General features: G+C 66.4%; 7 protein-coding genes. 1 reads left to right on the top strand and 6 read right to left on the bottom strand.

Annotated elements, in window-relative coordinates; all coding sequences use genetic code 11:
* Positions 1-74 precede the first annotated feature (74 nt).
* The 3 genes from MTES_RS04600 to MTES_RS04590 are packed head-to-tail and all read right to left on the bottom strand — an operon-like array spanning position 75 to position 4,921.
* Positions 75-2,327 carry a twin-arginine translocation signal domain-containing protein gene (locus tag MTES_RS04600; protein ID WP_013584035.1) on the bottom strand — a complete coding sequence of 751 codons (2,253 nt, stop codon included), beginning with the start codon at positions 2,325-2,327 and terminating at the stop codon, positions 75-77.
* A 43-nt stretch (positions 2,328-2,370) separates the two neighbouring features.
* Entirely contained in the window at positions 2,371-3,837 is a 1,467-nt protein-coding gene (locus MTES_RS04595) for a lipopolysaccharide biosynthesis protein (RefSeq protein ID WP_043361024.1), read from the bottom strand.
* Between the two features lie 28 nt (positions 3,838-3,865).
* Entirely contained in the window at positions 3,866-4,921 is a 1,056-nt protein-coding gene (locus tag MTES_RS04590; RefSeq protein ID WP_050901749.1) for a polysaccharide pyruvyl transferase family protein, read from the bottom strand.
* A gap of 115 nt (positions 4,922-5,036) precedes the next feature.
* On the opposite strand from MTES_RS04590, the gene MTES_RS04585 reads away from it, so the two are divergent.
* Positions 5,037-7,040, top strand: coding sequence for an acyltransferase family protein (locus tag MTES_RS04585; RefSeq protein ID WP_013584031.1), 2,004 nt, complete (start codon positions 5,037-5,039; stop codon positions 7,038-7,040).
* A gap of 23 nt (positions 7,041-7,063) precedes the next feature.
* Here MTES_RS04585 and MTES_RS04580 read toward each other — a convergent pair whose 3' ends face one another.
* From MTES_RS04580 to MTES_RS04570, 3 genes are all read right to left on the bottom strand, one after another.
* Entirely contained in the window at positions 7,064-9,055 is a 1,992-nt protein-coding gene (locus MTES_RS04580) for an acyltransferase family protein (protein ID WP_013584030.1), read from the bottom strand.
* Positions 9,056-9,170: 115 nt separating this feature from the next.
* Positions 9,171-10,826 carry a hypothetical protein gene (locus tag MTES_RS04575; protein ID WP_013584029.1) on the bottom strand — a complete coding sequence of 552 codons (1,656 nt, stop codon included), beginning with the start codon at positions 10,824-10,826 and terminating at the stop codon, positions 9,171-9,173.
* 4 nt (positions 10,827-10,830) lie between these two features.
* Entirely contained in the window at positions 10,831-12,132 is a 1,302-nt protein-coding gene (locus MTES_RS04570) for an O-antigen ligase family protein (protein ID WP_013584028.1), read from the bottom strand.

Below are 12,132 nucleotides of genomic sequence, written 5' to 3'. Positions count from 1 at the left end.
GTGTTCCGGCGTCTGTTCCGGGGCGTGAAGACGTGATCGGTGGCCGGGCGGCTTATCGTCGCTGGGTGCGGACGTCACGACAGGAGGCGCCAGGTCGACCCGCCCCAGAAGAGATGCAGCTGCCCGCCATTGCCCAGCGTGATCGAGGATTGCGACCCGAGCGACACGCCGTAGGCCGATCCGTTGCGGACGCGTAGAGTCGCCCCGTTGTCCGCGCGCGCGACGAGGATGCTCAGACGCTGTCCGAGCTTGCGCCCTCGTTCCAGCTTGCCGAGATCGCGAGAGACGCCGTCGCTGAGTGTGGCCAGCAGGAGGATCAACTCGTCCGGTGCGCGGGTGGCGGCGCGCAGCGAGCCGGAGAGTGCGGCGTTGATGAACGTGGCGGAGCCCGACGACGACAGCGACGCTGCGGAATCCTCCTGCACCCATGTGGTCCATCCGAAGGTGCATCGCGGAGATGCCCCCAGATTTCCCGGCATGACGGGGAAGGGCGTCTCCATCTCGACCTGAGCGTCGATGTCGGTCGTCACGTCCGTCTCGAACGGCCCGACGGCGCACTGCGTCGCATAGAACGTGCTCGCGCGGACGCGGAGTCCCCTTATCAGAACACGCGAGCCCGGGGAGGGGCTGTCGGTCGTGGAGCGAAGGATGCGGTTGCGGTTGTTCTCCACCTTTGTCACCGCTTCCAGATCTACGAGACCGTCGATGAGGTCGAGTCGACTGTTCGTGTTCTGGATGAAGGCGAACTCGGGGAGATCTGACGCCGTCACGTCGAAGTCGGTGATGCGGACCCGGGCATTCGTGATGCGGGCGAGTCGCCGTGCACCCCGAGCGTGCAGTCCTTTGATCGTCAAGTTCCGTTCCGTGTCCTGGATGCCGCGCTGATCATGGGCGCTTTCACGGATCGAACACTGCACGACGGTGCTGCTGTCTTCGGTGCGGAAGTCGTCGACCGTGATGTGGCGGGTATCGCCCGTACCTCGGCCGCCTGAGGTCTCGGTGAACACCTGGAGGGCGATCGGTCCACCGATCACCGAGCAGTTGGTCAATCGGTGGCCGCTGCCCCGGAGACTGAAACCGCTGCTCGTCGTTGCGCGGGCGATGCAGCCGTCGAAGTGCACGCCGTACGACTCCTGGTGCGTATCGAAGCCCGCGGACGACGCGCCGACGACCTGCATGCCCGTGATTCGGGGAAACAGCGTGCGTCCGTACATCATCGTGTTCTGGCTGTTCGCCGGCACCTCAGTCGACTTGTCGCTGTAGCCGTGACGCACATATCGCGCGATGCCACCGACGACGAGGCCGCCATTGCAGGAGACATCGTGGATTCCGTACCCGAACACGCCCGCGCTGGGGTTGTCCGTTGCCGTGGTGATCTCGGCGTTCTCGATGTAGTAGCCAGCGCAGGAGCGCATCTGAATCGCGATTCCGGCCGCGCGGATGATGCGCACGTTCGTCAGGCGGGGCGACCGAAGCGAGTCGCAGCGCAGTACGCATTCGGGTGCATCCGTGCTGGCGAAGCTGGCGTCGCTCACGTCGAAGGCGAGCCCGTCGATCGCGACGGTCTTGTCGTCGAGTTTCGCCAACCGGACGTTCGACGTGTAATTCTCGAAGGCCCAGCCGTTCAGCTGCACGGTCGTGCCGGAGACGGAGTGGATGCGCATGTACTCGCCCACGCGAGGGATGCTGCTGGCACCTTCGGTGCGTCTGCTGCCGGGGATGGCGTCGTCGGCGAAGATCTTCACGATGTCGCCACGGTTCCAGCCGTTCGGCGCGGACGCGAGGCGCACCTGCATCACGCCCGTCACCTGTCCGTTTTCGGTCACCTCGACCCGCGCCGGGTTCTCCGTGGTCTGAATGGGCGCGCTGTGCGAACCGTAGGCCCGCACGATGATTCCCTTGTGCCCGTCTCTGACGAGAACGGCCTGACGATGGGGCGCGGAGATCGTGATGTTGGGGGGGACCTGGAGCGAAGCCCCGAGGCGGTATCGTCCGGGCGGGACGAACAGCGTGCCCCCCGGAGCGACGGCGTTGAGTGCGGCTTGGAACGGCGCCGCGCATTCGGCGGCTCCCGTGGGATCGATTCCAGGGAACCTATCCGGGCTCGCCACGGTCACGAAGGACCGTAGTTCCGACGTCGGCACAGCATCCAGATCTGTTGCCGTGAGCACGACGGCACCGGTCTTGCCGTTCACCGAGGTCACCGGATCAGCGGCGTGCGCGGGCTGCGGGCGAAGGACACTACCGGCGACGCCGGCGGCGACACCGATGGTGCCGAGCCCCAGCAGAGCACGTCGATCGGGAAATCCAGAACGTTCTTCGGTCATTTCCCTCGGCCCCCTGGGGATCACCTCGTGAGAACGCGGCTGGCTATTTTGATTTCCGCGACAATGCCTTCATACCAAATGCTCTCAGAGTATTCAGGTCTTTCCGAACTCGCGGCACAAGGAGCCAGGAGAGCGCATACCACGCCATAGCCGCCAGCAGGGCGAGAAGAAGGGCGATCGGAGAGGGGAGCTGCCCTGCCAGGTGGACGACGACGTAGGCGGCCACGGCGCCGGGAGCGGCGAAGATCAAGAGCGCCCGGGCGACGTCCACGAACATGGGGGCGACGTTGAGGGAGGCGACCCGTCCGACCCACATGAGCGACGCGGCCCAGTAGAGGACGTAGGCGACGGAGTACATGAGCGCGACCCCGTCGGCCCCCCAAGGCAGACCGGTCAGCATCGTGCCGATGAGCAGGGGTTGCGACACGAGGAAGTAGCGCAATTGCTGCGTGGCATACCCCTGCGACATGTAGATCCAGAAGCAGATCTGCACGAGAGAGCGGAAGACGCCACCAATTGCCAGAAGGCTCACCAGGGTTCCGGCATCACCCCAGTCCGGGCCCAGCACGAAGAGAACGATCTGCGGACCGAGAGCGGCGAGGAGCGAGAAGATCGCGCCCGTGACGTACAGGGCAACGAGTTGCGCCTGGCGCACGTAGGCGATCAGACGATCGGCTTCCCCCTTCAAGCGCGACAGCACGGGAACAGCCACGCGCGACAACGGCGTGTTGATCTGATTGATCGGCAGAACCATCAGTTGATAGGCGCGGTCGTAGGCCCCGAGCTCGACGGCCCCCCACACCCGGCCGATGGAGATGCTGTCGAGGTTTCGTGTGGCGTATCCGAGCACCTGGGTGGCTGCGAGGCTCACGCCGAAACGGAGGAGGGTCGACATGTCCTCGCCGCGCCGAGGCAGACCCGGGAACCATCGCGCCAAGGCAACCGCGAGGACGAGGCCGAAGGCGGCGGTACCTACCTGCTGAGCGACGAGAGCCCAGAGGCCCGCGCCGGAGGCAGCCAGTACGATCGCGAGCACGGTCGAGAGAAGGTACGGCACGACGTCGGTGATCGAGAGGGCGACGAACCGCAGGCCCCGGTTGATGTGAACGCGGAACTGCGTCGACGCTCCGCCGAGAAGAAACGTCACCGACATCACCTGGACCACGAGGACCAGATCGGGCTCTCCGTAGAACGACGAGATAGGCACGGCGAGAGCGAAGACGATGGATGTCAGCAGCAAGCCGATCCCGAAGTTGATCCACCACAGATTGGATTGCTGGCCCCGGGTCAGATCCCGCGCCTGGAGCGCCGCCATGGAGAGACCGAAGTCGCGGAAGATCTCGGCGACGCCGATGATCGAGGTGACCATGGCCATGAGGCCGAACGAAGCGGGATCGATCAGCCGCGCCAGGACGACGAGCGACCCGAACATGATGATGAGGCGGACGGCCTGGAACCCCAGAGTCACCGCACCGCCCCGAGCGGCGCTCGAGGACAGGGTCGACGTCACTGCGGTCGCCCTCGATGGGCAGCCGCGGTCACGACAGTGCCCGCGTCATCTCGGACGTGAGCGAGGTCAACCGCTCCCGAGCGGACGCGCACCGGCGATCGGTGTCCATGCTCAGAGCCGCCAGCAAGGCGGTGGTCGCCCGCTCCGTGTCCGAGAAGTCGTCGACGCCGGCGCAGGCTTTCTCCAAGCCGGCGACCGCGAGCGTTCGCCGCACCTTCTCCGGCGAGGTCGCGGTGAAACCGAGCGGCGTCGCCCCCTCGGTGGCTCCGATCACGAGAGCGTGGAGCCGGTCGCTCACGACGGCGCGCGAACCAGCGAAGATCGCACGCATCTCACTCTCCCGCTGGGCATGGTCGCCTTCGTCCCACGTCGACACCTCGACGTCGCCCAGGCGAGCGGCGATCCGTCGCGCGCGATCGTTGTCCCGCACGACCTGAGATGCCACCAGAAGCTCGAGCTGAGCGGCGTCGGCGAGCCCGCGCACCGTCGCGTACCAGCCCTCACCGGGCTCATCCCGGTCGCCGCGCATGCTCACCACGAGTCGTGGTCGGTCGCCGGAGACGCTCTCGGCGCTCCGGCTTCCGAGGGCGAAGGCCCAATCGGGTTCGACGCGGCCGATTCCGGTGATGTCGGCCGACACCTGGTCGCGCCACGTGACGATCGACGCTGTCCGCAGGCCGAGACGAGCCAGAGTCGTCCGGCGGTCCTGTGCGGCCCGGATGCCGATACCGGTGTGGACGACGCGCCCTCCGCGAGCGCGGGTGGCCGTCAGCCTGGCGAGTAACTTGGCGCCGATATAAGAGTGCGCCCGCTCGATGCGGGCCTCGCCGGCGTTGAAGACGAAGTGGGTGCGCTCGGAGGACGCCACGGACCGATCGAATGCCGACATCCACGCTTTGGTGTCGGTGAACACGACATCATCGCTGCTCAGACCGAGAGCGCTGCAGTATGCGGGGGAATTCTTGCCGGTGAGAATGTGCAGGCGGCTTCCCGACGGTCGAAGGGCGTTGAGGAGGCCGCGGCGGAGAACCGAATCACCGAGATTGTCTTCCTGACCGGTCACGGCGACGAAGACATGAGGCATTCCTCGATGTTATCCCAGGCGCGAACCGTGCCCGAGAGGTGCCCGCCCGGCGCAATCGTCTCCGTCGGCACCGTAGGCTGGACGTCAACCTGAGAGAGAGACCGGTGCCCCTGCGATGAGAACGCCCCCGGACTCGTCCGCATTCCGGACGGATATCCAGGGGCTGCGAGCAATCGCCGTCCTGCTGGTCGTTCTCTACCATTCCGGTGTCGCCGTCCTCAGCGGCGGATATGTCGGTGTCGACGTCTTCTTCGTTATCTCCGGATTCCTCATCACGACGCACCTGCTCGGCACGCTCCAGCGGGACGGTCGCCTCCATTTCGCGGATTTCTATGCTCGTCGGGCGCGTCGTATTCTGCCGGCGTCGTTCGCCGTCCTCATCGCCACCGTCGTGGCCTCGGCGATCTGGGTCAACCCGCTGCAGTTCACCCAGGTTCTGGAAGGCGCTGTCTGGACGGCGCTCTACGTGCCGAACTACCTCTTCGCCGCGCAGGGGACGAATTACCTCGCAGAGACCATCCCCTCGCTGTTCCAGCACTACTGGTCCCTGGGGATCGAGGAGCAGTTCTATCTGCTGTGGCCGGCCCTCCTAGCGGGATCCTTCCTCGCTCTCCGGCGCCGCGCCGCCCTGCTGACATGGGTCATCCTCGCCGTCGGCGTTCTCTCGTTCATCGCTTGTTTGCTCTTGGTGGCGCGCGTGCAGCCCTGGGCCTTCTTCTCCCTCCCCACCCGGGCCTGGGAGCTGGCGGCGGGCGGGCTGGTCGCGGCCCTGCTCTTGCGTCGACCGGCGTGGGCCACGACCAGACTCGCCGGGATCGGCGCGTGGGTCGGTCTCGCTGCCGTCATCGGCAGCGGCTTCGTCCTGACGTCGAGCACGACCTTTCCCGGCACCGCGACGCTGCTCCCGGTGCTCGGAACGGCCGCGCTCATCATCGGGGGGAGCCAGGCCACGAAGTGGTCGCCGGCGCGGATACTCAGCCTCTCGCCGATGCTCTTCATCGGGAAGATCTCCTATTCCCTCTATCTCGTGCACTGGCCGCTGCTCCAGATCCCTCAGGCGGCGGTGGGCTACGACCACCCTTTGCCCGTGTGGGTGACGCTGCTGCTCGGTCTCGCCGCCGTGCCGGTCGCATGGTTGAGCTTCCGTTTCATCGAAGAGCCCTTCCGAACGTCGACCCGCGCAAAGAAAGCACGACCCGCGACCACCCTGTGGGCCACCGCCGCAGCGTCGGGAGTCGTCGCCGCCGTGGCGCTGACGGGAATGTTCGTCACCAACGCGACCCCGGTCAGCAGCGGACGCGACGTTCAGGTCTCCGCCGCCCTCACGGTCCCTCCGACCGTTCCGCCTTTTGTGCCGGCGAACCTCGCCCCGCCTCTTCGCGCGTCCGGGAATGACAATGCGATCGTGTACTCCGATGGCTGCCATCAGGAGGAGGGCGATTCGAACTCGGACGGATGTTGGTTCGGAACCGATGACCGTGCGCCCAGCGTCGTACTGTTCGGAGACTCGCACGCGGCCAGTTGGTTCCCCGCCTTCGATGAGCTCGCCGAAGCGGGGAAGATCCGGCTCAATTCGAACTCGAAGTCCTCGTGCGGCTCGGTCTTGTACGCCGAGGAACGTGTCAAGCAGCAGCGGCCCTCGTGCGATGTCTGGCGGCGCGCTGTGATCGACCGGTTGCGACAGGATCCCCCCGACGTCATCGCCTTGGCGAACTTCGCGACATCGCGCCTGGGCGGCGAAGCGGATCCCCGCACAGCATGGAGTGAGGCTCTCGCGAAGACGATCGCCGAGCTTCCCTCGCAGTCTCGCGTCGTGATCCTCGCCGACACCCCGGATTTCCAGGTCACTCCGGCGCTGTGCCTCTCCGCCCACGTCGACGACACGTCGGCGTGCGCGGTACCGCGGTCGGAGGCGCTCGACGATCGAGTCCGTCAGGCGGAGGAGAACACGGACGGCGCCGACTGGATCGATCTGACCGATCGCATCTGCGACGAGCAGAAGTGTTACCCGATCGTCGACAACTTCCTCGTGACGCGTGACGCGCACCATATGACGAAGACCTTCGCGAGCGCGCTCGCACCAGCACTGGAGGAGAAGCTGGATCGCGTTCTGCCCTGAGTCGACGCCCCGGTGTCGGACATTCAGGGAGCCGGTTGAGCGAGACTCTCGCGGAGCCAGGCGAGAAGCGCCGGTGTGCGCTTCATGGTCCATGCGCGCGACAGGTGGGTGTGGTCCTGGAACACGGGCGTTCCTTCGTCATCGACCGCGTGGCAGATCTCCGGTCCGCAGATAAGGTCGGAGATCGAGAACGGCGGCGCGATGTTCTGCGCGGCGATCACGTCCGCCGTCGCACGTCCGAGGTTCTCCAACGGCGCCAATGCCTCGGCCCTGGTGGACCCGCACCCCTCGGGTGTCGCCGTCAGACGGGACAGACACGTGGTCGGATTCTCGGGAAAGCGGGGATTGTCGTCGACGATCGCCACTCGAGACCCCTGTGCGCGAAGCGCAGTGATCTGGTCTGTGAGCGCCGCACTCCATGCCCCGCGCTCCTGGTCGAGATCGAGGTGACCCCCGCCGGGGGAGAGCACCTTGCCGGAGTAGCCGAGCGAGTTCGAGATGACGACGAGGTCGGGGTCGGCCGCGGCCAGGATCCGCGTCGTTTCTTCGCGGAAGGTGCCGCAGCTGGGGTCCTGCACTCCCTTTTCGTCCGCGACCGGGACGGGGGCCGACGGACAGGCGCTCTTCCACCGCACGACGAGGCGATAGCCACCCTGCCTGGCTGCTTCTGTCATCGCGGCCCGCCAGTGACCGGCGTGGGAGTCGCCTACCAGTGCGATCATGGCGGTGCCGTCGGGGTCTCCGAGGACGCACACGTCCACACCGTTCATCGACTCGACGACGCCGTCTCCGCAGTCGCGAGCGGGAAGCGTCTCGGCGGCCTGCGCATACCCCCGGTAAGGCGGTGCGGATGCCACGGCGGCACCCGCTCCGAAGACGCCGAACGCGAGGGCCGCGACAGCCCCCGTCGCCACCGCGCCGGTGAGGTAGGTGCGGCGGAGCGATTTCGTCAGAACCGGAGCGAAACGAAGCGGCCGCTCGATACCGTAGTAACTTGCGGCACCGACACCGAGTGACAGGACACCGGCGGCCGCCATCGCGAGGGGATTCCCCGGGAACAGCGCCGCCGCGAAGACGATCAGCGGCCAATGCCAGAGGTACCACGAGTACGAGACGTTGCCGATCCATACCGCCGGTCTGCTCTCGAAGACGGGGCGGAGAATCGACGAGGCTCCCGCCCCGCTGACGATCAGCAGGATCGTTCCGACGAATGGCACCAACGCCAGGTAACCCGGATACAGGTCCGCTTCGCTGATGGTCAGCATCCCCGCGACCAGAATGCCGAGCCCCGCCACCCCGATGATCGAGGCGGACGCGCGAGAACGGACGAGGCGTTCGGTGGGAGCGAGGGCCAGGAGACCGGCTCCCGCGAACTCCCACGCTCGAGTGGGGAGGAGGTAGAACGCGGCGTCGGGATCGCGGGGCGTGAGGAAGACCGAGAGCGCCAGGGAGCCGACGAAGACGACGGCGAAGGTCACCGTCAAGACGGACCGCAACCGGAACCGCCGAGCGGCGATCCAGATGCCGCCGATGACGAGGACCGGCCACACCAGATAGAACTGCTCTTCCACCCCGAGAGACCACATATGCAGGAACGGGCTCTGGGCGCTTCCGGTGTCGAAGTAGCTTGTCGACTCCCGCCAGAAGAGGATATTGGCGACATAGAGCACGGACGCAACGGCCTGCCGCGCGAGGTCGTCCCAGCTGAGCACCGACGACAGCAGAGCCGACACGGGCAGCGAAACGGCTATCACGACCACGAGGGCGGGCACCAGTCGTCGAACACGCTTCGCCCAGAAGTTCCCGAGCCGAATGCGACCCGAAGTCTCCGCTTCGTTGACAAGGAGTGTCGTGATCAGGAACCCGGATATGACGTAGAAGACATCGACGCCGATGAACCCGCCGGGCAGGAAGAAGGCACCCGCGTGAAAAGCGACCACAGGAATGATCGCGATCGAGCGCAGACCGGTGATATCCCGCCGGTACCACGGACCAGCAGAAGGTGCAGCGGTCATGTCTCTTCTTCCGGTCAAGAGGAACGATCCGCCAATCATTCTGACTGATTTGCGAAATCGACTCGAATTTGCGTGCGCCTCTGCGCCGGGGTAGGTCGGCCGATGCGACGGGCGCTCAGGTCACGCACACATTCACGGCTCCGACGGCGACGGTGCTGCCGGCCGGAACGTTCTTCGGACGAAGGGTGAGGAAGATGTGCGTGGCCCCCGACGGGAGGCGCCGGACGGGCAGCGGAGAACGCCCGACCGTCCACGTCCTCCGCAGGTCGGGGACGTCGTAGGCCGTCGCGGAACCGAGGTCGGCGAGCCCGACGGTGCGCGGCGTCCGTCCGATCGCGAGTCGGCCGGCGCGGAAGCTCACCTCGACCTGCCCCGCTGCGTCATCCGACGCGGTGAGCGAGTAGCGGCATCGGGCTAAGCCGCGCGACGTGGCCGGGACCACGAGAGTGACGGCTTCCCCGGTCCCGGCCGTCGCTGGCGTGATCGACAGGCCGGATCCTCCATTGAGCGAGAGGATCGTGGGGCGGTCGATGGGGGTGAGGACGCCAGAGGCGTTCTCCCAGAGCCAGTCGTCGACGAGGTCCTTCTGCGCGAACGAGCCGTCCAGGAGCAGGTTGTTCGCTTCGCCGACGACGGTGAAGCTTCGGTGCGGGGCCTCCGAGGTCAGCTCGCCGACGATCGACGTGTGTCCCGCTCCCGACGAGAAGTCCCCGGTCGTGGTCGAGAGGTTGGTCATCCAGACATGGGCGAAGGACGCGCCGCCGGTGCTGGAGGCATCGTTCGCGACGATGGCGGTGACGCTCATCTCCTGGGACTTCGTCACACCGGTCAGCTTTCCTCCGACCATCGAGAAGGCACCGCTCGTCCCGGACACGCGCAGCGGAGGATCCGCACGCGAACGATCGAATTCGAGATGCGATGAGACAGCGTGGATCTGTCCGTCCTCGATCGTCGCCAGCGTTCGGCAATAGTCGAGAGAACTGCCGAGGAAGTAGATCTCCGCGGCGCGGGAGCGCACGTCGAGCCCGACCTCGGAGTCGAAGATCGTCGACCCCGAGAACTCGATTCGTTCCCCCGCGTTCACGATCACATCGGGAATCAGGACGCATGTCCCGCACTTTCCCACCATGCAGTTCGAGAAGGTGAGGCAATAGCTGTTGTCGCCGATGGAGACACCTGTCCCGAAGTCATGGACCGAGACGTTGCGGATCTCGATGTGCGCTGCGGCAGGTTTACCGTCCGCAGGGCGCGTCTCGAAGGCGATGCCCACGTGATCGCCGTCTCGTGTTGGGCCCTGAAGCTCGACGCCCTCGAGAACGGCCCACGGCTGGTGGAGCGGCTGGAGGGCCGAACCGCGGCATCGGATCAGCGGAAGCCCTGTGCCCGTGTCGGCCAAGACGATCGTGCTGCGATCGCCGACGATGCGATGGCGCGAGACATCGAGTTCGATCGTCTCCTGGACGGTCAAGGCGTCACCCGGGGCGAGCATGACGGTGCCGACCGAGGTTCCGAGCCGCCGCAGAGCCGCGTCGATCGTTGCCAGTGACTCGGCCCATTGCATCCCGGAGTTCGCGTCATCCCCGGATGACGTGACGAAGAGGTACACCTCGTCGGGGCGTACGGGGGGCTGTCCTTCGGCGGGTGCCTGGGGCGGTGCCGTCGCCGTCGCCGACGCCCACCTGCCCGCGACGGCACCCGCGGCCACGGCCGCGAGGCCCGCGGCCAGCGACTCGCGACGTGTCATGCCCGGGGCGGCCCGAGGGAAAGGCACGCGTTCAGACGGAATGAGTCGCTCCCGTCGTGGCGAGGGCTCTCCGCTTCGGTCGCTTCGATCTCGGGGTGCTTTCCGGCAGCGGCTCGTCGGTGGGCGACGACGTCCGTCGGGAGGAGAGAACGAACGCCAGCAGGAATGGCATCCAATACTGAGGCTGGTTCAGGAACGCGGCGGTGAAGGCGAACACGAGGATGCCGAAGGCGATCGATGCCGCCCATGGATCCGAGCGTCGACGCAGCGCCGAGATGACGATGCCGAAGACCACGGTCAGGGTCAGGAGGGCGAGCCATGTCACGTAGATGATGCCGCCCTGATACCACCCGCGGAGCAGGTAGTTGTGAACGGCTGTGACACCGTCGAAGGTCCCCGAGTTACGCGGATCGAGTCCCACGCCCAGGATCGGGCTTCTGTCGATCCAGTCCCACGCCCACGCGTAGGTGAGCTCGCGGACCTCGAGCGACGCCGCGCCTCCGCCACCGCTCGACTGACCGGTCACGACGGCGATGCGGAAGAAGATGGAATCGAGGAAGGTCTGTTCGACGTTCGAGAGCGCGAGAGCGCCACCCGCGAGTGCCAGGACGAGGATGCCGGTGACCGCGGTTCCGATGACCTTACGTGCCGCGAGGATTCCGATGAACAGGCCTGCGGCGAGCGCGAGCATGGCGCTGAGGCTGCCCGTTCCGACCAGGGCTGCGCCGTTGAGCGCCATCACACCCACCAGGACGATCCGAACGAACCCGTGCGCCCCTTTCCATGCTCCGAGACCGATGAGGATGACGATGACCGCCATCAGCCCCAACGTGTTCGGGTGCTCAGCCAGCCCCGTCGCGCGGCCGAAGATGAGACCCTCGGCGACGCGGAAGCCGAGAAGCTGCAGGACACCCGCAACAGCGGAGATCGTCTGTCCGACGATGAACCACGTCACGATGTGTCGGACCGCGGGGGGACGCTCATCGACCAGACGGGTGAAGACGCACACCTGGGTGACGATCATCACGGCGGTGATGAGTCCGACCAGGAGCGACGAGCTCACCGAGCTGTTCGCTCCGGAGATCAGACCGGCAGCCGGGATCATGACTGCTCCGGCGATCCACAGCCATGCGTGCGGCGGTCGGGCGACGTAGCCGAGAGCGGTGAGGACGAGACCCATCGCTCCGAGCACCACGACCTGGAGGAAGATGTCTGTCCCGAACACGGTGCGCGATGCCGGCAGGCACGCCGCCATGACGCTGTAGATGACGGTGAGAGGGGTTCCCAACCACGTGTTGGGACGAGCGCGAGGCTTCTTCGAGATCCCAGCCAT

This window comes from Microbacterium testaceum StLB037 (genome assembly GCF_000202635.1).
Classification (GTDB): Bacteria; Actinomycetota; Actinomycetes; order Actinomycetales; family Microbacteriaceae; genus Microbacterium; species Microbacterium testaceum_F.
The sequence above is the reverse complement of the archived record's forward strand: the minus strand, read 5'-3'. Positions and strand labels throughout refer to the sequence as shown.

Coding starts and splice junctions, on each gene's coding strand:
- MTES_RS04600 (WP_013584035.1), bottom strand. CDS start 2,327: ATGACCGAAGAACGTTCTGGATTTCCCGATCGACGTGCTCTGCTGGGG.
- MTES_RS04590 (WP_050901749.1), bottom strand. CDS start 4,921: ATGCCTCATGTCTTCGTCGCCGTGACCGGTCAGGAAGACAATCTCGGT.
- MTES_RS04585 (WP_013584031.1), top strand. CDS start 5,037: ATGAGAACGCCCCCGGACTCGTCCGCATTCCGGACGGATATCCAGGGG.
- MTES_RS04580 (WP_013584030.1), bottom strand. CDS start 9,055: ATGACCGCTGCACCTTCTGCTGGTCCGTGGTACCGGCGGGATATCACC.
- MTES_RS04570 (WP_013584028.1), bottom strand. CDS start 12,132: ATGGCTGGGATCTCGAAGAAGCCTCGCGCTCGTCCCAACACGTGGTTG.